The 21,278-nt window shown below is 57.4% G+C and carries 23 protein-coding genes, 1 tRNA gene and 1 pseudogene; 17 read left to right on the top strand and 8 right to left on the bottom strand.

Annotated elements, in window-relative coordinates:
- The first annotated feature begins 16 nt into the window (after positions 1-16).
- Genes ACA071_RS01660 through ACA071_RS01650 form a run of 3 tightly spaced genes read left to right on the top strand, consistent with a single transcriptional unit; the run spans position 17 to position 1,909 of the window.
- Positions 17-991, top strand: coding sequence for an alpha/beta hydrolase family protein (locus ACA071_RS01660; RefSeq protein WP_497642867.1), 975 nt, complete (start codon positions 17-19; stop codon positions 989-991).
- A 37-nt stretch (positions 992-1,028) separates the two neighbouring features.
- A complete protein-coding gene (locus ACA071_RS01655; protein ID WP_133837810.1) occupies positions 1,029-1,445 on the top strand; it encodes a hypothetical protein in 417 nt (138 codons plus the stop codon).
- Positions 1,446-1,450: 5 nt separating this feature from the next.
- Entirely contained in the window at positions 1,451-1,909 is a 459-nt protein-coding gene (locus tag ACA071_RS01650; RefSeq protein WP_497642866.1) for a hypothetical protein, read from the top strand.
- A gap of 80 nt (positions 1,910-1,989) precedes the next feature.
- On the opposite strand, the gene ACA071_RS01645 is transcribed toward ACA071_RS01650, so the two are convergent.
- The 3 genes from ACA071_RS01645 to ACA071_RS01635 form a co-directional block, all read right to left on the bottom strand.
- Positions 1,990-2,316, bottom strand: coding sequence for a hypothetical protein (locus tag ACA071_RS01645; protein WP_497642865.1), 327 nt, complete (start codon positions 2,314-2,316; stop codon positions 1,990-1,992).
- Between the two features lie 374 nt (positions 2,317-2,690).
- The gene (gabP, locus tag ACA071_RS01640; RefSeq protein ID WP_497642864.1) at positions 2,691-4,082 is read right to left on the bottom strand and encodes a GABA permease; all 1,392 of its coding nucleotides are present in this window, start codon (positions 4,080-4,082) and stop codon (positions 2,691-2,693) included.
- A gap of 176 nt (positions 4,083-4,258) precedes the next feature.
- The gene (locus tag ACA071_RS01635) at positions 4,259-4,519 is read right to left on the bottom strand and encodes a hypothetical protein (RefSeq protein WP_497642863.1); all 261 of its coding nucleotides are present in this window, start codon (positions 4,517-4,519) and stop codon (positions 4,259-4,261) included.
- Positions 4,520-4,633: 114 nt separating this feature from the next.
- On the opposite strand from ACA071_RS01635, the gene ACA071_RS01630 reads away from it, so the two are divergent.
- The 9 genes and pseudogenes from ACA071_RS01630 to ACA071_RS01590 all read left to right on the top strand — a co-directional run bounded on the left by ACA071_RS01630 (position 4,634) and on the right by ACA071_RS01590 (position 11,909).
- On the top strand, positions 4,634-5,407 hold the full coding sequence (locus ACA071_RS01630; RefSeq protein WP_027922189.1) for an ABC transporter ATP-binding protein: 774 nt from the start codon (positions 4,634-4,636) through the stop codon (positions 5,405-5,407).
- Positions 5,408-5,420: 13 nt separating this feature from the next.
- On the top strand, positions 5,421-6,167 hold the full coding sequence (locus tag ACA071_RS01625; protein ID WP_169372065.1) for an ABC transporter substrate-binding protein: 747 nt from the start codon (positions 5,421-5,423) through the stop codon (positions 6,165-6,167).
- 77 nt (positions 6,168-6,244) lie between these two features.
- The gene (locus ACA071_RS01620) at positions 6,245-6,940 is read left to right on the top strand and encodes an ABC transporter permease (RefSeq protein WP_497642862.1); all 696 of its coding nucleotides are present in this window, start codon (positions 6,245-6,247) and stop codon (positions 6,938-6,940) included.
- The gene (locus tag ACA071_RS01615; RefSeq protein WP_497642861.1) at positions 6,937-7,626 is read left to right on the top strand and encodes an ABC transporter permease; all 690 of its coding nucleotides are present in this window, start codon (positions 6,937-6,939) and stop codon (positions 7,624-7,626) included. The genes ACA071_RS01620 and ACA071_RS01615 overlap by 4 nt, the downstream gene beginning before the upstream one ends.
- Positions 7,607-8,839: a methyltransferase gene (locus ACA071_RS01610; RefSeq protein WP_497642860.1), complete on the top strand. Its 1,233-nt coding sequence runs from the start codon at positions 7,607-7,609 to the stop codon at positions 8,837-8,839. The genes ACA071_RS01615 and ACA071_RS01610 overlap by 20 nt, the downstream gene beginning before the upstream one ends.
- A 333-nt stretch (positions 8,840-9,172) precedes the next feature.
- Positions 9,173-10,009, top strand: coding sequence for an FkbM family methyltransferase (locus ACA071_RS01605; RefSeq protein ID WP_497642859.1), 837 nt, complete (start codon positions 9,173-9,175; stop codon positions 10,007-10,009).
- A gap of 78 nt (positions 10,010-10,087) precedes the next feature.
- Positions 10,088-10,163, top strand: a tRNA-Thr gene (locus ACA071_RS01600).
- A 463-nt stretch (positions 10,164-10,626) separates the two neighbouring features.
- Positions 10,627-11,512 (top strand): annotated as a pseudogene (locus ACA071_RS01595) (polymorphic toxin type 44 domain-containing protein).
- The gene (locus ACA071_RS01590; RefSeq protein ID WP_497642858.1) at positions 11,499-11,909 is read left to right on the top strand and encodes a hypothetical protein; all 411 of its coding nucleotides are present in this window, start codon (positions 11,499-11,501) and stop codon (positions 11,907-11,909) included. The pseudogene ACA071_RS01595 and the gene ACA071_RS01590 overlap by 14 nt, the downstream one beginning before the upstream one ends.
- A gap of 36 nt (positions 11,910-11,945) precedes the next feature.
- On the opposite strand, the gene ACA071_RS01585 is transcribed toward ACA071_RS01590, so the two are convergent.
- Positions 11,946-12,932: a hypothetical protein gene (locus ACA071_RS01585; RefSeq protein ID WP_497642857.1), complete on the bottom strand. Its 987-nt coding sequence runs from the start codon at positions 12,930-12,932 to the stop codon at positions 11,946-11,948.
- Positions 12,933-13,007: 75 nt separating this feature from the next.
- On the opposite strand from ACA071_RS01585, the gene ACA071_RS01580 reads away from it, so the two are divergent.
- The 3 genes from ACA071_RS01580 to ACA071_RS01570 all read left to right on the top strand — a co-directional run bounded on the left by ACA071_RS01580 (position 13,008) and on the right by ACA071_RS01570 (position 16,818).
- Entirely contained in the window at positions 13,008-13,961 is a 954-nt protein-coding gene (locus ACA071_RS01580; protein WP_497645252.1) for a site-specific integrase, read from the top strand.
- A 145-nt stretch (positions 13,962-14,106) separates the two neighbouring features.
- Complete coding sequence (locus ACA071_RS01575) at positions 14,107-14,964, top strand: DUF5677 domain-containing protein (protein WP_497642856.1); 858 nt, start codon at positions 14,107-14,109, stop codon at positions 14,962-14,964.
- An 819-nt stretch (positions 14,965-15,783) separates the two neighbouring features.
- On the top strand, positions 15,784-16,818 hold the full coding sequence (locus tag ACA071_RS01570) for an AbrB family transcriptional regulator (protein ID WP_497642855.1): 1,035 nt from the start codon (positions 15,784-15,786) through the stop codon (positions 16,816-16,818).
- Positions 16,819-16,989: 171 nt separating this feature from the next.
- Here the strand turns inward: ACA071_RS01570 and ACA071_RS01565 are convergent, their stop codons facing one another.
- Genes ACA071_RS01565 through ACA071_RS01555 form a run of 3 tightly spaced genes read right to left on the bottom strand, consistent with a single transcriptional unit; the run spans position 16,990 to position 18,618 of the window.
- On the bottom strand, positions 16,990-17,700 hold the full coding sequence (locus tag ACA071_RS01565; protein ID WP_497642854.1) for an SDR family NAD(P)-dependent oxidoreductase: 711 nt from the start codon (positions 17,698-17,700) through the stop codon (positions 16,990-16,992).
- 43 nt (positions 17,701-17,743) lie between these two features.
- Positions 17,744-18,400 (bottom strand): DsbA family oxidoreductase, encoded by a 657-nt coding sequence (locus tag ACA071_RS01560; protein ID WP_497642853.1) that lies wholly within the window; start codon positions 18,398-18,400, stop codon positions 17,744-17,746.
- A complete protein-coding gene (locus ACA071_RS01555; protein WP_497642852.1) occupies positions 18,397-18,618 on the bottom strand; it encodes a tautomerase family protein in 222 nt (73 codons plus the stop codon). Before ACA071_RS01555 ends, ACA071_RS01560 begins: the two co-directional genes overlap by 4 nt.
- A 218-nt stretch (positions 18,619-18,836) precedes the next feature.
- Between ACA071_RS01555 and ACA071_RS01550 the strand changes: the two genes are divergently transcribed.
- Both ACA071_RS01550 and ACA071_RS01545 read left to right on the top strand, forming a co-directional pair.
- Positions 18,837-19,034 carry a hypothetical protein gene (locus ACA071_RS01550; RefSeq protein ID WP_497642851.1) on the top strand — a complete coding sequence of 66 codons (198 nt, stop codon included), beginning with the start codon at positions 18,837-18,839 and terminating at the stop codon, positions 19,032-19,034.
- A 223-nt stretch (positions 19,035-19,257) separates the two neighbouring features.
- Positions 19,258-19,542 (top strand): DUF3077 domain-containing protein, encoded by a 285-nt coding sequence (locus ACA071_RS01545; protein WP_163907764.1) that lies wholly within the window; start codon positions 19,258-19,260, stop codon positions 19,540-19,542.
- Between the two features lie 86 nt (positions 19,543-19,628).
- Here ACA071_RS01545 and ACA071_RS01540 read toward each other — a convergent pair whose 3' ends face one another.
- Positions 19,629-21,242: a Fic family protein gene (locus ACA071_RS01540; protein ID WP_497642850.1), complete on the bottom strand. Its 1,614-nt coding sequence runs from the start codon at positions 21,240-21,242 to the stop codon at positions 19,629-19,631.
- Positions 21,243-21,278 lie beyond the last annotated feature (36 nt).

Here is a 21,278-nt window from a genome sequence, read left to right as displayed (position 1 = left end):
CAGCAACGGAGCGCCAATGCGGCAACAAGTCCCACCCGCGCAATCTCCAGCGCCCCAAGCCGAAAGGTCGCCAACGAGTACCGTCGGTGCACTCTTCAAGGAACCCGCTCCCGACGGCTTCCTCCTCGGCGGTTTCACCTGGCGCCACACCCATCACGACAGCACTCGCCCGGTCGTCATCATCAACGCCGCCACCTCGGTCCGTTGCCGCCACTACTCACGCTTCGCCGATTACCTGTTCGCCAACGGCTTCGACGTCATCACCTACGACTACCGCGGCATCGGCGAATCGCGGCCGGCATCGCTGAAAGGGCTCAACGCCACATGGTCCGACTGGGGCGCGCTGGATTTTGAGGCGATGCTCAAGCGTGCTCAGCGTGAATTCCCCGGCCAACCCATCGACGTGGTCGGCCACAGCTTCGGCGGCTGTGCGGCGGGCCTGGGGGCCTCTGGTCACTTGATCCGGCACTTGGTGACCGTCGGCGCGCAGTTCGCTTACTGGCGCGACTATGCGCCCGCTTATCGCTGGCGAATGTTCGGCAAGTGGCACCTGGTGATGCCGTTGGTGACGATGGTCTGCGGCTACTTCCCCGGCAAACGCCTTGGCTGGCTGGAAGACACTCCCGCTGGCGTCGTGCGCGACTGGAGCACGCCCACCTCACGTTACGAGACGCGCCCCAGCGGCCGCGTGATCCACGCAAGACACGGACGGCTGCCGTTCGCCAACGTCAGCGCGAAAACCCTGGCAATCAGCATCAGCGACGATCCTTACGGCACCATCCCGGCCATCGAGCGCCTGCTCGGCTACCTCAATGGCGGCACGACCACCCATCTGCGAATCGAGCCGAAAGACATCGGCGAAGAAGAAGTCGGACATTTCGCCTTTTTTCGCAGCCCATACCAAGCCACACTATGGCCCATTGCATTGTCCTGGCTGCAAAACGGCGAACTGGCCCCCGACACCCCCGGGCGGCGAGTGCCACGCAGCTGAGTGACCTGTCCCCTTAACGAAATACGGAACGACGCCCATGGCCTCCGCCGACAAGCAGCAAAAACGCGCCACCCGCGCCAAAGCCAAGGCCAAGCAGAACCGCACCCAACGCGCCGCTGCGCCGGTCGAGTTGGACCCGAACGATGATCGCATCGACTTCGAATCGGTGGACCTGACCGAGCTGTTCAAAGAAATGATCGACGCACAAAAGATCAGCCAACAAGCGATGTGCGCAGCTTTTCTTGAACACCCGCTGCTCGCATTGGTGCTGGAGCAGGAAGGCGAAGAGACAGCGACCGACTTCATCCTCGCGGCACTGATCGAGTATCGCCAGTGGTCCGCCGAAGTGGACGAAGCGGCTGCCCTGGCGTGGATCGAATCCCCAGCCTTCCAGGCTGACTACGTGGCGGCGTCTGACGCCATCGCGGCCCAAACACAACCGAAAGCGAACTGAAATTAATGGCATCCCTGAACAAGCAACAGAAACGCGCCAAACGCGCCAAGATCAAAGCCAAGCAAATCAACATCCACGGCCGCAAACCCGCCGCACTGGACGATGACTTGGGCGATATCGGCGAGCCGATCCCGGAATACACCCTGGCGATGTTCAGCAAAATGCGCGACGCCGAAGCCATCGGCCGCAACGACATGCTGATGACCCTGCTGTCGAACCTCGCCGACATCATCAGCGACCATCCAGAACTGCTGGACATGGAAAACGCCGACAACGAAGCGATGGCCGCCACCCACCTGGCTGCCGACATGCTGATCGACTACCGCATGTGGGCCGACGGCATGGACCGCGAAACCGCCCAGGCCTGGCTGACCGATCCGCAGTTCATCACTGACTTCGGCACTGCGCTGGACAGCTATCGCCAGACGCTGGACGACGCCGAGGCAAAGGAAGAGTCCGTCTGATCAACTGAATCCCGGACAAACAAAACGGGCGCAATCATCGCTGATTGCGCCCGTTTTGTTTGCCCGCCGAAGATCAAATCTTAGGCAGCGGCACCTTCCAGACGTGGAATTTCAATGCCGATTTTGGAGCTGGCATAGCTCAGGTCACCTTTGGCGATGGATTGAGCTTTGAAGCCAGCACCGATCAGGTCCTGCACGTACAGCTTGTTGTAGATGAACATAAACACCAGATTGCTCAGGCTGAAGGTGAAGCAGGCCACTACGAACATGATCGCGGCCCACTTGATGTCACCACGGAACAATGGCGGGAAAAAGCCAAAGAAAAACACGGTCCACGAAAAGCCGATTGGCGCTTCTTTCGTGGCACCGGTTTGAGGGTTTTTGAACACAACCGATGTAAACGCCATGTCTATCTCCTTGATGCCCCAATGGATTGGCTGAATGGCGGGGCTAGCTCCATGCAGCTCTGATTCTGATCTGCCGTTAATTGGCAGGCACACGCAAATGCATCTGTGACGCGCGTCAGATGAGGGAGCAGGCATGAAAGGGTCGGGGGCTTTAGCCAGAAAGGCTGGGGGCGTCGAACAATCCGTGTCCTGAAACTCCATTGCATCTCGCAATAGCGAGATACACATTTGCTGCGAAGGCTACTATCTCGCCACCATTGTGTCCATCAGATAGCCACCTGATCACACACCTGAATGAAAACAAAAACGACCGCGATCATTTCTGATGGCGGTCGTTTCTTTGTTTCAACAGCACTTGGTTTGAGTCAGAACACTCAGCGCGCTACTGCTGCGATCAACTTTTCATTGCGACGACGGCGAGCCACAAACAACCCGACCGCCACCACCAGCAAGCTCAGGAACCCGGTCGCGAGGATTTCCACGCGGTGGGCTTCCTGGAACAGCATGATGGTCAGGGCCGCGACGATGAAGAAGATCACCGCGTAGGTCAGGCCTGGGAACAGCCACATGCTGAAGGCGATTTTTTCACCGCGTGCCATGCGCTGCTTGCGCATACGCAGTTGTGAGATCGCGATCACCAGGTACACCAGCAGCGCGATGGCGCCGGAGGTAGCCAACAGGAATTCGAACACGGCGGCCGGGGCCACGTAGTTGGCGAATACCGCGACGAATGCGGCGCCGGTGGACAGGATCACGGCCCAGTACGGCGTGCCGCTTTTGTTGGTGCGTTGGGAAACGGCCGGTGCATCACCGCGTTTGCCCAGGGAGAACATCATGCGCGAGGCGGTGTACAGCGCCGAGTTCAGGCAGCTGGTCACAGCAACCAGTACCACAATGTCGACGATCAGCTTGGCGTTCGGGATGCCCATGCGTTCAAGCACGGTCTGGTAGGAACCCACAGCGGCCAATACTGGATCGTTCCATGGCACCAGGGCCACGACGATGAAGATCGACACGAGGTAGAACAAGCCGATCCGCCAGATCACCGAGTTGGTGGCCTTGGAGATTTGCTGGCCAGGGTTCTTCGATTCCGCAGCCGCAATGGTCACGATCTCAGTACCCATGAAGGAGAACATGGTGGTCAGGATCGCACCCAGTACAGCGCCCATGCCGTTTGGCAGGAAGCCTTGGGTGTCAAACAGGTGCGAAACGCCGCTGACCTGGCTGTTCGGCAGGAAGCCGAAGATCGCCAGAATGCCCAGACCGATGAAACCGATGATCGCGATGACCTTGACCAGGGCGAACCAGAATTCGAACTCACCGTAGTTCTTCACGCTGAACAGGTTGGTCACCGTCAGCAGCAAAGTAATCACTAGAGTGAAGGCCCAGATCGCCACATTCGGGAACCAGGCATGCAGGATGGTTGCGGCGGCGTTGGCCTCCAGCGGAATCACCAGCACCCAGAACCACCAGTACAACCAGCCGATGGTGAAACCGGCCCAGTGACCGATCGCGCGATCGGCGTATGTCGAGAAGGAGCCGGTGTCCGGCGAGGCCACGGCCATTTCGCCGAGCATGCGCATCACCAGCACCACCAGCGCACCAGCGGCGGCGTAGGCCAACAGTACGGCTGGACCGGCCGCTGCAATAGCGTGGCCCGAGCCAACAAACAGGCCGGCGCCGATAACCCCGGCGATCGACAACATGGTCACATGACGCGGTTTGAGCCCCTGTTCGAGGCCATTGGAGCTTTGGGTGCTGCTCATTGAAACTACCTTTGCAAGGAAAGCGATTCAGTCCACCGCGTCTGGCATTTCTTTCTCGTAAAAAGAATCCAACGGGGCGTTCCTTATTCTGCACGCAATAATTGCGCCAAAATGTTACAAAGTCCCCAGAACTGCGACTCACAGCAGGACCGGGCAGTCATCGCAAGTCATTGAGATTAATGGCAATTCGCCAGAGCGTTACCGAGCGACCCACTTGAAGAACGAATCAGCGCACCAGAAACACACTGAAAAAATGTGTGATGCACAATAAAAGTGCAGATCAGGAACGTTTGTCCGGTTAGCGCTTCCAACACCCCGTCAAAGCTGGCAACATCGCGCCTTTTTTTACGCGACACCCGCGGGATGGCTGGTTCAAACGGCTGTTCGGTTGATAGCAGCGCGACAGTCTGCTGTACCGATGCGACAACCTGCCACATGCCATCCGTTTACCGCCCGTAGCGCTGTTGGCTGCCATTCGAACGCTATGCTAGCTTGGCCGCCTCGCCAGGAAGGCCGCCAACAGCAGGAGCGAAACACTATGAGGAACGCACATGGCTGAGGCCACGCCCGCGCTTGAAATCCGCAACTTGCACAAACGCTACGGACAGCTTGAGGTGCTCAAAGGCATCTCGCTGACCGCCCGCGACGGCGATGTGATCTCGATCCTGGGCTCCTCCGGTTCCGGCAAGTCCACGTTCCTGCGTTGCATCAACCTGTTGGAAAACCCGCACCAGGGCCAGATCCTGGTGGCCGGCGAAGAACTCAAACTCAAGGCCGCGAAGAACGGCGAACTGGTTGCCGCCGACGGCAAACAGATCAATCGCCTGCGCAGCGAGATCGGTTTTGTGTTTCAAAACTTTAATCTCTGGCCGCACATGAGCGTGCTCGACAACATCATCGAAGCCCCGCGCCGGGTGCTCGGTCAGAGCAAAGCCGAAGCCATCGAAGTCGCCGAAGCCTTGCTGGCCAAGGTCGGCATCGCCGACAAGCGCCACGCCTACCCGGCGCAATTGTCCGGCGGCCAGCAACAACGGGCAGCGATTGCCCGCACGCTGGCGATGCAGCCCAAGGTGATCCTGTTCGACGAGCCCACCTCCGCCCTTGACCCGGAAATGGTCCAGGAAGTACTTAATGTCATCCGCGCATTGGCCGAAGAAGGCCGCACCATGCTGCTCGTCACCCACGAAATGGGCTTTGCCCGTCAGGTGTCCAGTGAAGTGGTGTTCCTCCACCAAGGCTTGGTAGAAGAGCAAGGATCGCCACAGCAGGTGTTCGACAACCCGCTTTCGGCGCGCTGCAAACAATTCATGTCCAGCAACCGCTAACGGAGCTACCCGCATGCAGAACTACAAGAGAATTTTCCTGGCTGCTGCCGTCACCCTGGCCTTCAGCGCCGGTGCTGTCGCCGAGACCTTGAAGATGGGCATCGAAGCGGCCTACCCGCCGTTCAACAATAAAGATGCCAGTGGCAATGTCGTCGGCTTCGACAAAGAAATCGGCGACGCCCTGTGCGCCAAGATGAAAGTCGATTGCACCGTGGTCACGTCCGACTGGGACGGCATTATCCCGGCCCTGAACGCCAAGAAGTTCGACTTCCTGATCTCCTCGATGTCGATCACCGACGAGCGCAAGCAAGCGGTGGACTTCACCGACCCGTACTACTCCAACAAACTGCAATTCATCGCCAAGAAAGACGTCGACTTCAAAACCGACAAGGCTTCCCTGCAAGGCAAAGTGATCGGCGCACAACGTGCGACCCTCGCCGGTACCTGGATGGAAGACAACATGGAAGGCGTTGAAGTCAAACTCTACGACACCCAGGAAAACGCTTATCTGGACCTGACCTCCGGTCGTCTGGACGGCATCCTCGCGGACAAATACGTCAACTACGAGTGGCTGAAAAGCGACGCTGGCCGCCCTTACGAATTCAAGGGTGATCCGGTAGAAGAAAGCGACAAGATCGGTATCGCTGTACGTAAAGGCGACACAATCCGCGCCAGGCTGAACCTTGCGCTGAAAGAAATCGTCGAAGACGGCACTTACAAAAAGATTAACGACAAGTACTTCCCGTTCAGCATCTATTGATTCTGACCTGCCTGACTGGCGCCGTTCGCTGACGGTGCCAGTCTTTGGCATTGCCTGCCGCGATTGAAAAGAAATCCATGATTATCGACCTCTACGGATTCGGCCCGGCGCTCGCCGCTGGTGCGCTGATGACTGTGAAACTGGCACTCTCGGCCCTGTGCCTGGGGCTGGTACTCGGTCTGCTCGGCGCCTTGGCCAAGACTTCTCCGCACAAGCCGCTGCAATGGCTGGGCGGCACTTACTCGACTCTGGTTCGTGGCATCCCGGAACTGCTCTGGGTGCTGTTGATCTACTTCGGCACCGTCAATTTGATGCGTGCCCTGGGCGAGTTTTTCGGCAACCCCGACCTCGCACTCAATGCTTTCGCCGCTGGCGTGATTGCGCTGGGCCTGTGCTTCGGCGCCTATGCCACGGAAGTGTTTCGTGGCGCGATTCTGGCGATCCCCAAAGGACACCGAGAAGCCGGCGTGGCCTTGGGCATGTCGAAATTTCGCATCTTCACCAAACTGATCATGCCGCAGATGTGGCGTATCGCCCTTCCGGGGCTGGGCAACCTGTTCATGATTCTGATGAAAGACACCGCGCTGGTGTCGGTGATCGGCCTGGAAGAAATCATGCGTCACGCGCAAATCGGCGTAACCGTGTCCAAGCAGCCGTTCACCTTCTTTATGGTCGCTGCATTTATGTACCTGGGCCTGACCATTCTGGCCATGACCGGCATGTACTTCCTGGAACGACGCGCCGCTCGCGGCTTCGCGAGGAGCACCCAATGAATTGGGAAGTCATCATCAAATGGCTGCCGAAACTGGCCCAAGGCGCAACGCTGACCCTGGAACTGGTGGCCATCGCCGTGATCGCCGGGTTGCTGTTGGCGATTCCGCTAGGCATCGCGCGCTCATCGCGACTCTGGTACGTGCGGTCATTGCCCTACGCGTACATCTTCTTTTTCCGTGGCACGCCGTTGCTGGTTCAGCTGTTCCTCGTCTACTACGGCCTGGCGCAGTTCGATGCGGTGCGTAACAGCTCGATGTGGCCGTACCTGCGCGATCCGTTCTGGTGCGCCACGGCGACCATGACCTTGCACACCGCGGCCTATATCGCCGAGATCCTGCGCGGCGCGATTCAGGCAATTCCGCCGGGCGAGATCGAAGCGGCGCGGGCGCTGGGCATGTCCAAGCCCAAGGCGCTGTTCTATATCATCCTGCCCCGTGCCGCGCGCATCGGCCTGCCGGCCTACAGCAACGAAGTGATCCTGATGCTCAAGGCCAGCGCCCTGGCCAGCACCGTGACCTTGCTGGAACTGACCGGCATGGCCCGCACCATCATTGCCCGGACCTACCTGCCGGTGGAGATCTTCTTCGCCGCGGGCATGTTCTATCTGTTGATGGCTTACGTGCTGGTTCGCGGCTTCAAGCTGCTGGAGCGCTGGCTGCGCGTCGATGCCTGCCAAGGGCGTTGATACTTCCTACGTGCTGACGGGCGAGGCCCTACTCGCCCGCTTCACCGCGCTGGATGCTTTTCTGATTGAGCATCAGGCGTTGTGGAAGCCTCGGCCGTTTACTCATCTGCAGCTTCCTTGGGAAGCGTCCTACCCATCGCTGTCCTTGTGGTTACGTGGACGGTCGCTGGAGGAGGCGGAAAGCAGTCATAACCAACCTTGTTTGCTGGATGCGCCGGAGCCGTTTGCTTCATTGGCGGCATTGTCGCTTGAGCTGAGTTCGGTGGCTGAGTTGCCGGGACATGCGCTTGAAGTGGCTGGAAATCGGTTGAACGTCGATGTACCGGGGCGCAAGTGGCAGCAGATTGAGGCGTTTGCCAGTCGCTTGTCGTTCGCTGCGCCGCCGAAACATTGGCTGGATTGGTGCTCGGGCAAGGGGCACTTGGGGCGGCGTCTATTGCAAACCGGACAGCAGCTGACCTGTCTGGAATACGATCCTTCTTTGGTGTTGAGCGGCCAGACACTCAGCCAGCGTCATCAGTTGCATGCGCTGCATGTTGAGCAAGATGTGCTCGGGGTTGGCGCTACCTCCTTATTGAAGGCTGAGCACACGCCGGTAGCGCTGCACGCTTGTGGTGATCTGCATGTGCGGTTGATCCGGCTCGCCAGTGCGGCCGGATGTAAACAATTGGCCATTGCGCCGTGCTGCTATAACCGGATCAGTCTTTCTACTTATGAGGCCCTTTCCTCGGCGAGTAGTCGATCCGACCTACAGCTGTCCCTCGAAGACCTCGCACTACCGATGAGCGAAACCGTCACTGCGGGTGCTCGAGTCCGACGTCAACGCGACACTTCCATGGCGCGGCGGCTGGCTTTCGACCTGCTGCAACGGCAGTTGCGCAGCGTCGACGAATACCTGCCCACACCTTCCCTGCCCAGCGCCTGGCTGGATAAATCCTTTGCCGACTACTGCCATCATTTGGCCGCACTAAAGGAGTTATCCACAATCGGCCCGCAGGATTGGCCTGCCCTTGAAGCCGCCGGTTGGCAGCGACTGGCCGAAGTGCGCAATCTGGAGCTGCTGCGTGGCCTTTTCCGACGCCCATTGGAACTGTGGCTGGTACTTGATCGAGCACTTTTCCTAAGCGAACAGGGTTATACCGTTCGTCTCGGCACCTTCTGCGAAACCCCACTCACACCGCGCAATTTCCTGCTCCTGGCCGAGCGTCCTTAAACAGTCGCAGCCTGTGGATAACTCTGTTGATGAAATTCTCGTGGATCCAATAAATGCGCTGTTTCGCGCCTGAAACACAACTGTTCATTTTTCGTACATATAAATAAAAAAGCCTAAAAACAGGGCTTTGCGAACAAATGAGAACGAGTCCACAAAAACGCCGTTGATCCCACTGATCAGCCATCCCGTTGTGCATAAGCATCCAATCGAAAGGACATAACCGCCGAATACCGGACGCCATGAACGGAAAATCGCACTCGGCATTCCCCCCTTGCTATACAAGAGGGTAAGGGCGCCAAAAGCGCGGCCACGAACGACTGACAGGAAGCAACAGTGACGTTCATTTCATACGCACAGAATTTCGAAGACATCCGCCTGTGGCGCGCCCTCAAACAGTTCGAAAACGGCTTCTACATTGACGTCGGCGCCAACGACCCCATCCACGACTCCGTGACCAAAGCCTTTTACGACCGGGGCTGGACCGGCATCAACGTCGAGCCGATGCAAACCTTCTACGACGCCCTATGCCAACAACGCCCTCACGACACCAACCTGCAATGCGTAGCCAGCGACAGCGCCGACGACCTCATCTTCTACGGCATCCCCGGCACCGGCCTCTCCACCGTCGACCCGGCCACCGCCCAGGAACGCACGGCCCTGGGCATGGACATCCACCGCCAAACCGTCAAAGCCCGCACCCTTACCTCCATTTGCGAGCAACACGCCCGGAACCGCCCCATCCACTTCCTGAAAATCGACGTCGAAGGCCACGAAGAGACCGTCCTGCGCGGCATGGACTTCGCCACTTGGCGCCCGTGGATCATCCTCATCGAAACCCCATGGGCTCGCGACCACACCTGGGAACACCTCGTCACCGACGCCGGCTACCAGGCCATCCTGTTCGACGGCATCAACACCTGGTTCCTGGCCAACGAACACCTTGACCTCAAACCCGCCTTCGACATCCCACCGTGCAACCTCGACAACTTTCAACTGTGCCAGGGCCATGCGCTCGCCCACCCCATCAGCGCCGCCGATCTAGACACTGAAAAGCAGCTCGCCACCGCCCTGCAACGCGCCGAAACCGCCGAAGCGCAACTGCGCGCGATGCAAAATAGTCGGGGCTGGCGCACCCTTCAGAAACTCAGGAAAGCACTGGTTCGAGGCTAACCTGAGGGCCAAGTAAAAATAGTCTGAATTCAGGGGTTTACAGAACCAACCCAATCGCTATAATCGTCGCCCTAACACGCCGGTATAGCTCAGTTGGTAGAGCAACTGACTTGTAATCAGTAGGTCCCGGGTTCGACTCCTGGTGCCGGCACCATACAAAACGAAGCCTCTGCAGAAATGCAGGGGCTTTGTTGCATCTGGGCTTCGGAACTCCCTCACGTCAAAACGTGAAAACGTCCACAAAGTGTCCACACTTATTTATTAGCGACCCAGAACCTCCACCATTTCGGTGACGGTTCCGGCTTTGGCGCAGTCAATTCGCGACCGATATCCAAAGCTGCTTCGAGTAAACCAGCAGCCTCCTTGAAGGCTCAGGATTAGACGTTCCCCTAGCAAGGGCACCACCGGGGATTACATCAAGCCTGACGCCGTTGGCTAACTGGTGGAAGCGGACAATCTGCCTTGCCTCTTCGACCGAAAGCACCCCTAATTTCGACAAACTCGCCTGATAAACCCTGTTGAACTCACTATCAATCAATACCTCGAAGGACTCTGGCCTACAATGCTTTTTCGCCTCCAATGACGGAGGCTTTTTTTGCAAGGAATAGGGACGAAGCATGATTTCTTCTGCACGACTGGGTGACAAACACGTCTGCCCAATGCCTGGTCATGGAACCACCCCGATTGCCTCTGCCTCCGCTGACACAAATATCAACTTCATGGGCTCGGCCCGTGTTGGCGATACCTGTGGCCGCTGCTAATGCGTTGGTAGATCCCAAGGCAGTCACTAAGCAGTCGGAGGCGAAGACTGAGCCAGAGGCGGCACCTGCTGTTTGTACTGATCCGGACATGATGGAGAAGCTGGCCGAGTACATCGCGGGCGAGATGAACACCAATATCAATAGCTCGTATGTTCGGCAAATGATGGATCTGAACAGCTACGACGCTGCTGCGGAAACGAAGAAGTATGAGGAGGGAGTGCCCGTCTATCTCCGCATGGGGGCCGGCCCAGACTTCTACAGCCTCGCGCTTGGGAAGCAAACAATTGCGCTCGCTATCTGGACGGAACGGGTGGCTCAGGGTCAGGACTGGGACCACAAGCCGAAAATACTAGCGATTTTTGGTGCGCACCCTTGGCACAAGCAAGGGGCCTATGACTACTACTATGACATTTGGTCGAACATCCATTATGGATACATTGGTATAGCCGGAGGGCTTTCAGATGGTGTGCTGCTGGATGGTGCCGGTGTTGAGCAAATAGGATCAGACCTGTATCGGAAAGCACAAGACTCTAAGAGATTCAAAGGCCCACGTAGAACGGAAGGCGTTGAAGGGATGCGAGCATGGGACGATGTACCCGATAGGGTCTCAATCATCCTCGGGATGAACCTCTATAAGGAGTACCCGACTGGTGGTGTCACCGCGAAAATCATCATGGACAAGGTGTTGGCAGTGCCAATAGCCGAGTGGGCAGCAGGGGTTAAAAAGCATGTCTGCAAGTGAAAAAAAACCGCTACACATTGGACGGTGGATTGTCCTGCTGCTCGTGGCAGCGGTTGCGTTCTGGTATTACGCCCCGCCGAAGGTCTACGTCTTCTATTCGAACGATGGCACAGAGAACATCAGCTACGTCTTGAATACACAACATACAATCGTCCGAGGTGAATTGCGTCCGGGTGAGACAACCGGTGATGTAGGACATATCTTTCCCGACGATAAGTTTTTCATGAGGTTCGATTGGTGGAATGACAAGGGGCTAAACCATTGCGTCAGCATAACGCCGCGATGGCCAACGACGGAAATTCACCTCGACCGTAACGGCGATATCGATAGCAGCGAAGGCAGCGGCACGGATACGGATCGCTTGAAGCAGTGCACCACGGATACAGCGAAACCATAAGGCTTCATTCAAAGCCCACCGTCTGGCGCGCTTTTGCTATCCGGTGATTGGTTTCAATTTCAAGGCCAAGGCCAATGCCAATGCCAATGCCAATGCCAATGATTTGGAAGCCTTCGCCGTGAATGCCGCTGTATCGGTCAGACTCGGCGTCGGTCCAGGGACATGAGTGTGCGCAGCCAGTTGCGTGTTCATCTGCTGTATCAGATCCAACATGTCGCACACCACCTGAAACAGGTTAACCCCCTCGGACCCGATCCAGTTTTTCGGCGCCTGCAACTGCTGGCTGACGCCGGCCACGCTTCTGCGCAGCCCCTGAATCCGCTCCTGCATATCGCCACCCACCGTGGCGTTATGCTTCTGTCCCACCACCAAGTTCAAATCCCGCCCGGTCGCCTGGTGCAGATCATCCACCGCCGCCAAGCTCGCGGAGCCGCCCGACATCAGCTTCAGCGCGCCCAGCGCCTCGATTGTCTTCACCCCACCCACCGTCTCGGTCGAATGGTCATCAATCGCCTGGGTGTGGTTCTGGAACTGCTCGCGGTTCTCCAGGGCCTGCACTTCGCGCTCGATCGCCTTGTCCTGGATCTTGCCATCGGTCTGGCGCAGCCAGTTGCCGTCGGCATCGACGCGCTGCTGGGCGGCCTCGCTGTGTTGCCAGACCTGGTCACCTTTCGGCACCCGGGGCATGCTCAGCCCGTGTGGGAGAATGGTTTGAATGTAGGGCTTGTTCGGCAGGCCATAGGCAAAGCACACCACCACTTGGGTGCCTTCCTCTGGAAAAGCATAGATGCCCATTTCTTCGCCACCGGTGGGCAGTGGCAGCGGCACGCCGGCGAGCTGCGGCAACAGGGGGTCGACTTCACCATCCGAGCCGAGTACTTCGATGTCCACGGCATAGCGCGGCCGGAAGTCGTCACAGATCCCGGCGCCAGCCGGGGCGTCGGCCACGGCGATAACCCGGGCAAAGCGCGGCAGGTGGTAGCCACCGGTCAGTTCAGGGAATTGTCGTTCTACACCCTTCATTACGACGAGACAGGAAAACAGCGCCGGAAGAATTTGGCGCCGGCGGACGTCTCACTCGCAGAACTTCACCGGATTATGGAGGAGGCATCCAACATTGATCGGGGCACCCTGCGCTATGTTTGTGAGCAATTCCACGAGAGCGACCGCTATAAAAAACTCAGCCCAAAAACCCACGATGATTACTGCTATTCCCGCGACGTGTTGCTGAACGTGCCCACGAAATTGGGCAAGCCCCTGGGCGACCTGGCTGTAAAGAAATTTACGGCGGCCCTGGTACAACGCATTGTCGATCGACTTGCGGATGAAGGCACACCGTCGAAAGCTGCGCACGCACTGCGATACCTGCGTCGCGTGTTGCAGTGGGGCCGTAACCGGGGATTTTTGGAAGTGAATCCCGCGCTCGGTATCGAGGCGCCGATTGAGCGCAAACAGCGCCGGCTGCCACACCACAACGTCATGGACGTACTGATCGATCGAGCAACTGCACGTGGACGGTTGGCACGCAATGAACCAGGTGGTTGCCCGGAGTACCTGGCCAGCGTAATGGAGCTGGCCTATCTCTGTCGGCTGCGCGGCATCGAGGTCGTGACCCTAACCGACGCCAACGAGCTGGACGAGGGGCTGTTGACCAACCGGCGCAAGGGTAGCCGGGACAACATCGTGCGTTGGACCCCACGCCTGCGTGCGGTGTGGGATTCTGCGAAGGCGATTCGTGCAAGGACCTGGGAACGTCGCAAGACGGCTATCCCGATCGCACCAGCACGGCGGCACATCATCGTGGCCAGTCACGGCGGCCCACTTCTCAAGTCCAGCCTCGACACCGCCTGGCAGAGGTTCATCACACTGGCGATAGCGGACGGCGCCGTCACGCCAGAGGAACGCTTTGCCCTGCATGACCTGAAACGACGCGGCATTACCGATACGGTCGGTAACCGAGCAGACAAGCAGGAAGCCAGCGGGCATCGTGACCCTAAGATGATGGACGTTTACGACTTGAGTATCCCTACCGTATCCCCGTCTGCTGACTGACCCCCCGTGACAAGCGAACTAGAGCCCTCGATCTATGAGGGCTTTTGCGTGTTTGCACGTAACGGGAAACGAGGTCGCGCCTGGTCAGCGGCGACAGGCGAACTGATACACTGAATGAACATGAAGAAAGCGGGGAGGTAAGCGGATGCCGTATCAACGAATGGAAGAGCTTGAGAGGGAATTCGGTCTTCTGATTTCGCTCATGGCAGACATGATCACCGCGCAGGCAACTCAACACGATCCGACAGCCGATTCCCCTGGGTGGATGTTCAGTCAGCATGACCTGGCAAAGAAACTTTTTCGTCAGATGTGTTCCGCGCGATCTTTACTGGAACCTTCTCCCTTTCAAAATGGGATCATCCCACCACACGGCTTTATTGACCACTCGTCAGTAGCGACTCTGACTCGCTCATCGCTTGAGAACTATTTAGTCATGACGTGGCTTCTGAGCGGCGGAAATGAATCGCTGCAAGAGTTTCGACATAATGTTTGGGAGTATTGTGGGTGGAAAAAGCGGAGCAAACTAGCCGCCACCACGGTTGATGCTCGGAAAATCCGACAGGTAGCCAAAGACGATGCCGCCGCTTTGTGGCCTTTGATCCAGAGCTCTCCGCACTTCCAAAACTACACGAAGTCCCAGCAAGAACGTGTGTGCAAGGGTAACTGGGGTGTAGCCGCGAACTGGAACGATCTGGCAGTAGAGGCTGGTTTGCACAGAACCTATTTCACCTCGACCTATTACTTCCTAAGCGGGCATGTCCACAGTGACTACATCGGTGCGATTCAGAACGGCCAAGCGGTCACCCTAGAAGATCAGTACATGCTGGGGACAGGTCACTTGCAGGTTATCGTCATGCTGATGGGGCACTTCTCACATCATTATGCGAGCTTGTTTCCCCCAGCCAAGAACGTGCTGCTTCATGCGGGTGAAGTACGCGAGATCGCGAAAAAGTGGAATCTCAGTGCTGAAGACATGGATTTCCTTTACCAGCCGCAAGAATGAACTGTCCGAGTAAACCCCACGTAACAAGCGATCTAGAGCCTCCGAATAGCGCGGGCTTTGGCGTGTCCGCACGTAATAAGGAATCTCCCAAACCCTTGATTTTACCGTTCTGAGCAGCTTCCTTGTAATCAGTAGGTCCCGGGTTCGACTCCTGGTGCCTGGCACCATACAAAACAAAGCCTCTGCAGAAATGCAGGGGCTTTGTTGCATCTGGGCTTCGGAACTCCCTCACGTCAAAACGTGAAAACGTCCACAAAACGTCCACATTCAAATGTTTCGGCAGCCTCGCCTGCGCTCACAGCCCCACTTCGACACCCTCCAAATCTCGCCTGACGCCAGAAAGTTTCAGCGGGCTGCGCGCTTGCGCGTTTGCGGCGGGGCTCAAACCATCCATGACTTGAAACACCAGTGCCCGTGCCCGCCCTGACAAACGGTCAAGCGTTGGGTATCAATCACGACGGAAATGGTATTGGCCTGTGAATAAAGTTTTCATCAGGATGTTTCAAGCACCGGACTTGGAATGGATTTGACGTCCCTGGAGACGTTGATAAGTTCTAAGCACCAAGCCTGTGCCAAGAACCGATGGACGTTCTACGCCAATAACAGAAAGTACCGCTGCCCTTCCACGTCGAGTGTTTGGATCAATTTTTTGTTGGAGCTTTACAAGCTATGCCAGATTGCCAGGAAGGCCATATGCAGCTCATCGTTTTTTGCCCGCCCAAAATGCTTAGACCGGCACTTCGCGTCCTTTCCAAATAAATGCGCTGACCTTCCTGAGCTGGATGGAAATGTCATGCCTTCAGATAAGTTGGAAATTCAATGAAGACGCTGTTTGAAAGCCTTATCCCCATTCCCGTGGCGGCCTTTGGGGCATGGATCGGCTACATGACCGGGCTTCCGCTCGGTGAGTTGATCGGTGCAATTTGCGTAGTCACAGCGCTGAGCAAAATGGGCGTGCCCATGCGGATGCCCTACCCGTTCGTGGCAACCGTCCAGCTTCTGCTCGGGGTCAGCGTCGGTTCCATCGTCACCGCTTCGATGATGCGTGAGTTGACCGATTTCAGCATTCTGGTCGGGCTTCTCATCTGCATGACCACGCAGATCTTCGTCGGCTACAACTGGTTGCGGCGCATGGAGAAATGGGGCCATATCGAAAGCCTGCTGGGTTCTATTCCGGGCGCGATGGCCGCTGTCATGACTGTCTCCGGGGAGGAAGGTCCCGCCTCCGGACGCATTGCGTTCGTGCACATTGTGCGTTTGCTCGCGCTGCTGCTGGTCGTGACGATCATCGCCGGCGGGCATGCCGAAAGCGCGGCGCCAGTCCTGGGTTCCTTTGATAACTACCTTGGCGTGATCCCTCCAGCGATCGCAGCTGTCGCCCTTGGCTATCTGCTTGAGCGCTTTGACGTTCCCGCGCCTTACATGTTGACCGGCCTGATTTGCACCGCCGCGGTCAACGTCGGCTTTCCTCAAGCCAATCTGCATGTTCCCGATCCCTTCGCGATCGTCGCGCTGATTCTGCTGGGCGGCCTGATCGGTATTCGCCTCAAGGACATTACCTTCAAGGATTTCGTGCGCTACATCCGCGCAGGCCTGGTGGTCACTGCCCTGACGTTCTGCACGACGCTGTTGGTCGCCTTTGCCTTCAGCAAGCTGACCGGCAAGCCCTTCCTAGCCCTGTTCATGTCCTGGGTTCCCGGTGGGGTCGAGGTCATGACCGCAGCCGCGCTGCTGCTGAAACTTGATCCGGCGTTCGTGATGCTCAACCACGTCGTGCGGATGTCGATCATCCATATTTCGCCTGTGTTCCTTCCCAAGCGGCTGTTGCAGGAAAACCCTCAGCCTGAACAGTGATTGCCTCTGCGCTGCGCATCGCGTCCCATTGCACCGAGGCCAGCCTGAGCGAAAGCTATATCGAGCAAACTTACCGTTGGCCAACTGTTCTGGAAGTGCATGCTTGAACACAACAAAGCCCTCGCATTTCTGCGAGGGCTTTGTCGTTTAAGCGGCGAGTGAAACCAGGTCTCAGTGACCCGCGCTCTGCCCACCATCGACGTGCAGAATCTCCCCGGTGACAAAATTGGCGTTATCCAGGTAAACAACCGCCTGCGCAATATCGCCAATTTCTCCCATACGCCCCACCGGATGCAGGTTCCCCAGCGCGGCATGGGTTTCTTCGCCATGCATCGGCGTCTTGATGATGCCAGGGGAAACTGCATTCACCCGAATCCCACGCTTGGCGTACTCAATGGCCAGGGACTTGGTCGCCGCGTTCAAACCACCCTTGGTCAGCGACGCCAGTACCGATGGCACACCGTCAATCGCATGGTCCACCAGGCTGGTGGTGATGTTGACGACATGACCGCTGCCCTGTTTTTCCATCTCGGTAATAGCGAGCTGGGTAATGTAGAAGAAGCCATTCAGGTTCACCGACAGCACCGCCGCGTAGTCTTCCTGGGTGTAAGCGGTGAACGGCTTGGCGACGAAGATCCCGGCGTTGTTGACGAGGGTGTCGACACGACCAAAACGCTCAATCGCCTCACGAATCACTTGCTGGGCTACTGCCGGATCGCCGATGTCGCCGGCCACGGTGTGGATGTCCGGATCGGTGGACGGCTTGATCGAACGCGAGGTGGCAACAACCTTGTAATCCAGATCACGAAACGCTTTAACCATGCCAGCCCCAAGACCTTGGGAAGCACCCGTAATAACGATGACTTTTTTCGAATTGCTCATGACGAACCTCAACTAATAAATGATGGTTTGAAAAAGTGATGAATCAGGCTTCAACAGGCGCCTGCGCCATTTGTCGCAACATCTGCTCGTAGTACTCGACCGACTGCGAACCGGACACCAGCTGACGACCGTTCAGCACCATGGCCGGGACCGAATTAATGCCGCGCTCGCGATAAAACTCCTCAAGATCACGCACTTCCGTGGCGAACGCCCCGGAAGCCAGCACCTCGCGGGCAGCCGCCGCATCCAGCCCCACTTCTGCCGCCAGTCGAACCAGCGTCTCGCGATCACTCGGGTTCTGGCCGTCGGTGAAATAAGCGCGCAGCAAAGCTTTCTTCAGCGCGACCTGCCGCCCTTCCCGCAATGCCCACGTCAGCAACCGGTGCGCATCAAAGGTGTTGTAGAAGTGGCTGCGCTTCTCCAGATCGAACGTGAAACCGATGGCCTCGCCGCGAGCGATCTGCATCGCTTTACCGGCGGCGACGTCTTCGGCGGTCCGTCCATATTTGCGCATCAAATGCTCGACAGCTTTCTCGCCGACTGCCGGCATGTCCGGGTTCAACTCGAAAGGCTTGTAGGTCAACTCGACCGAGACTTCACCGGCCACGTTCGCGATCGCCTGCTCCAGCGCCGTCGCGCCCAAGGCACACCACGGGCACACCACGTCGGAGATGAAATCGATGGCGACGGACGCGGTCATGACTTGCCCTCCGCCTCTGCCAGTTGCTTGCGGTACTGGGTGGTGGTCATCCCGGCGTAACCCCAGTTATCGGTGTCGACTTCTTCGATCACGATGTGGGTCAGGTGCGGATCCTTTTTGAGGACGCGCTGCAGGGTTTCAGTGATTTCGGCGATCACCTGAGCTTTCTGCTCGGAGGTAACGCCATCGCGAGTGATGCGAACGCTTACGAAAGGCATGAGGAAAATCTCCAGTGACCTGCCCCGTCGGGATGATGGGGAGGCGTTGGAGATAAATGTATTGGGTTGGGTCAGGGGGATAAAGGTGGGGGCGGGAACATCATTAGTTACTTGGTGTAATGATTGCTGCGGCGATACACGCTAAAACTGTCTGCTTCAGAAATGTTGAATCGGCCAACCGCCATTTTTTCGCAATCATTAGATATCGGAAAATGCTCATGACAATTCAGTACTTCGACAGCCCTTTCCATGTCACGCATGACGGGGAAGTCGCTAGCAAAATCGCGGGGGAAATGGAGCTTTCAATACTCGCCGATTGCCTCAAAAAACCGGGCGTAAAAGAGGATGAAGCTGCAGCTGGATTAGACGTGATCGATTCGCGTGCTTCCGAGTTCGCAACGGGTAAGATCGAATAATTGCGATCGATGCAGGGACGTTCACCCCGCGCCACCACCTCGCCACGATTGCGCATCCTCTCGCCTCAAGCTACCTTCAAGCCGTCGCTGCCAATTCAGCGACCGGGCCTGAGAACTCGAATTCGATGCAGGAACCAATCGGAGTTCTCATTATGCGTGCCCGCAATACAATCCAAATTTGCACTATTCACCTCCACCCCCGCCCAAAAACCGGAGGTGCCCAATGACCATCCCCCAAGACCTGAAAACCATCGGCCTCACCCCGTTCTCCTACCACTCCAACGAAGCACTGTTCCGCATCAATTCCGGTGTCCCGGTGATCGAAGCCCTTTCCCACGCTTCCAACCTGCTCCATGTCGCCAAATTGCTCGCCTCTGACGCCGCCATGGTTCGCGAAACAGACCGGCATGCCTGGGCGTCGTATTATTTGCAGGAAATGAGCAAGGCAATCATTGATGACGTGGCGAAGGTGCTTGATGCACCGTGTAACAATCGCCGTCCAGAGTAGTCATGTAAATCCAAGCCGCACGCATGAAAAAGCCCCGAATCAATCGGGGCTTTTTACGTTGGCTAAGCGGGTGAAACCTCAGTCTGTCATCTACCCACTGGCTGCGTAGGGTGATATCGATCACTCACGCTACTGTCTATCGGCTCTTCCTCCCGCACAGACTGAGCCACCGCTTCGGTAATGGCAGACCAAATTTCCGGCCTCGTCAGCACAGGCATTTCCTTTGCCAGTACGTTGCTCAGCTTGCCTTCGTTCTGCTCCATCGATCGCAAGAGTCGATCAGCCTGATGGTCCGGCATTTCAACAACCTCTTTGATCGCCTGTCGGGCCTTTATGTGGCTGCGTAGATACCGCGACTCTTCACGCATCTGTTCGGTGATGGTGCGACGAATGACGTTGGACATGAAAACCACATGCGGCCCCAGGTTCGGGTAGCGCCACACCGGGCGGGCCTGATCCTGGCCAGTGAATTCAATATTTGAGACCACGCCGTCGGGATATTGCGTGCGGGTACTGGCGAACGTTACCTGATCACGAATGCCCTGCATGAGCGGCTTTGAAACCTGACCCAGCACGCTGTCATACAGGCGCCTCTCGGCCGAGTCGTCAGTGATAACGGCTGAAACCGGAAGAATCACCGTGTCTGGAATGGCGCCGTCACGACGCAAAATATCGTTGATCAGGAAGCGATGTACCCGGCCATTACCGTCAGCCAGCGGATGGATATAGACAAAAGCGAACGCGGTTACTGCGCTGCGCATGACCGGGGATTGGCCCTTGGTGCGATTCAGAAAGACGCGAATGCCTTCCAGCATTCGCTCTAGGTCAGTCTCCGGCGGAGCGACGTAATGGACAATTTCCTGATAGCGCACCGTCTCGCCAACAAATACGGGGGACTGACGAATCCCCAGGCGGGTGAGTGTTGTTACGGCGCCCAGGATTTCGTTTTGTATCTCAGCAAGCGCGGCGTCGGTAAGCGGCAATTCACCCTGACCGGTGCGTCGCGCCAGGACATCGGCGAAGCGCTGGATACGAGTCGAACGATCCGCCTCCCCCTCAATGGCGAAGCTGGCTTTGCTTTCTCGGAGCGTCATCCACGCCGCCGCACGGAGCAGAAGCGCTTCGCCAAACTCTGCGGTCAGTTGACCAAAGAGCTGAGGAACATCGAGGTTGGCGGCCGATTTCACGGCCTCTGTCTTGACGATGGTTGGGCAGAAGTAGCTTGTGCCGGGCAGGTTGTCGTTCACTCGCCAACGCGGGACTTTCACCGCTTCTTCAGGTGAAGCGGCCACCATCAGATCGGCGTTGATGGCGTCTACATACTTACCGCCGATGGGCTCTGGCGCTTGCAGCTGCTCGCCAGTCAGCCACTCAAACAGGAAAGCGGCCCTGCGTACATATTGACCACTAGGCTCGGCGTTCAACCAATCCTGGACGGGTGCAGGGCCGACCTTGATGAATAGTCGGGTCAGGAACTCAAAGTTCGGGACTTCATGCCGCAGGTGAAATTGCAGATGGGATGAGAGGTCCGGATCGGGGCGCATATTTTCCGTGTAGCTTTCTAGACGAATCCCATCCTCGACCTGAGTCGACCGTCGACTACCGATCTGACTTAACACCGGCAGCCGTGCCATCGGCAGGACTGCGAATGTCGTCGCTAGCCAGGCGGCGCCGACGGGGTCTGCGGGGAACTCACTCACGGTCACGCTCCTGTGAAAGCTCAGCCCAATCAAAAA

The organism is Pseudomonas sp. LBUM1646, from assembly GCF_059716165.1.
The sequence above is the reverse complement of the archived record's forward strand: the minus strand, read 5'-3'. Positions and strand labels throughout refer to the sequence as shown.

Excerpts from the sequence above, each read along its gene's own strand:
- ACA071_RS01660 (WP_497642867.1), top strand. The coding sequence starts at position 17 with ATGCGGCAACAAGTCCCACCCGCGCAATCTCCAGCGCCCCAAGCCGAA.
- ACA071_RS01655 (WP_133837810.1), top strand. The coding sequence starts at position 1,029 with ATGGCCTCCGCCGACAAGCAGCAAAAACGCGCCACCCGCGCCAAAGCC.
- ACA071_RS01650 (WP_497642866.1), top strand. The coding sequence starts at position 1,451 with ATGGCATCCCTGAACAAGCAACAGAAACGCGCCAAACGCGCCAAGATC.
- ACA071_RS01645 (WP_497642865.1), bottom strand. The coding sequence starts at position 2,316 with ATGGCGTTTACATCGGTTGTGTTCAAAAACCCTCAAACCGGTGCCACG.
- gabP (WP_497642864.1), bottom strand. The coding sequence starts at position 4,082 with ATGAGCAGCACCCAAAGCTCCAATGGCCTCGAACAGGGGCTCAAACCG.
- ACA071_RS01635 (WP_497642863.1), bottom strand. The coding sequence starts at position 4,519 with ATGTGGCAGGTTGTCGCATCGGTACAGCAGACTGTCGCGCTGCTATCA.
- ACA071_RS01630 (WP_027922189.1), top strand. The coding sequence starts at position 4,634 with ATGGCTGAGGCCACGCCCGCGCTTGAAATCCGCAACTTGCACAAACGC.
- ACA071_RS01625 (WP_169372065.1), top strand. The coding sequence starts at position 5,421 with ATGCAGAACTACAAGAGAATTTTCCTGGCTGCTGCCGTCACCCTGGCC.
- ACA071_RS01620 (WP_497642862.1), top strand. The coding sequence starts at position 6,245 with ATGATTATCGACCTCTACGGATTCGGCCCGGCGCTCGCCGCTGGTGCG.
- ACA071_RS01615 (WP_497642861.1), top strand. The coding sequence starts at position 6,937 with ATGAATTGGGAAGTCATCATCAAATGGCTGCCGAAACTGGCCCAAGGC.
- ACA071_RS01610 (WP_497642860.1), top strand. The coding sequence starts at position 7,607 with ATGCCTGCCAAGGGCGTTGATACTTCCTACGTGCTGACGGGCGAGGCC.
- ACA071_RS01590 (WP_497642858.1), top strand. The coding sequence starts at position 11,499 with ATGTCTGCAAGTGAAAAAAAACCGCTACACATTGGACGGTGGATTGTC.
- ACA071_RS01585 (WP_497642857.1), bottom strand. The coding sequence starts at position 12,932 with ATGAAGGGTGTAGAACGACAATTCCCTGAACTGACCGGTGGCTACCAC.
- ACA071_RS01580 (WP_497645252.1), top strand. The coding sequence starts at position 13,008 with ATGGAGGAGGCATCCAACATTGATCGGGGCACCCTGCGCTATGTTTGT.
- ACA071_RS01575 (WP_497642856.1), top strand. The coding sequence starts at position 14,107 with ATGCCGTATCAACGAATGGAAGAGCTTGAGAGGGAATTCGGTCTTCTG.
- ACA071_RS01570 (WP_497642855.1), top strand. The coding sequence starts at position 15,784 with ATGAAGACGCTGTTTGAAAGCCTTATCCCCATTCCCGTGGCGGCCTTT.
- ACA071_RS01565 (WP_497642854.1), bottom strand. The coding sequence starts at position 17,700 with ATGAGCAATTCGAAAAAAGTCATCGTTATTACGGGTGCTTCCCAAGGT.
- ACA071_RS01560 (WP_497642853.1), bottom strand. The coding sequence starts at position 18,400 with ATGACCGCGTCCGTCGCCATCGATTTCATCTCCGACGTGGTGTGCCCG.
- ACA071_RS01555 (WP_497642852.1), bottom strand. The coding sequence starts at position 18,618 with ATGCCTTTCGTAAGCGTTCGCATCACTCGCGATGGCGTTACCTCCGAG.
- ACA071_RS01550 (WP_497642851.1), top strand. The coding sequence starts at position 18,837 with ATGACAATTCAGTACTTCGACAGCCCTTTCCATGTCACGCATGACGGG.
- ACA071_RS01545 (WP_163907764.1), top strand. The coding sequence starts at position 19,258 with ATGACCATCCCCCAAGACCTGAAAACCATCGGCCTCACCCCGTTCTCC.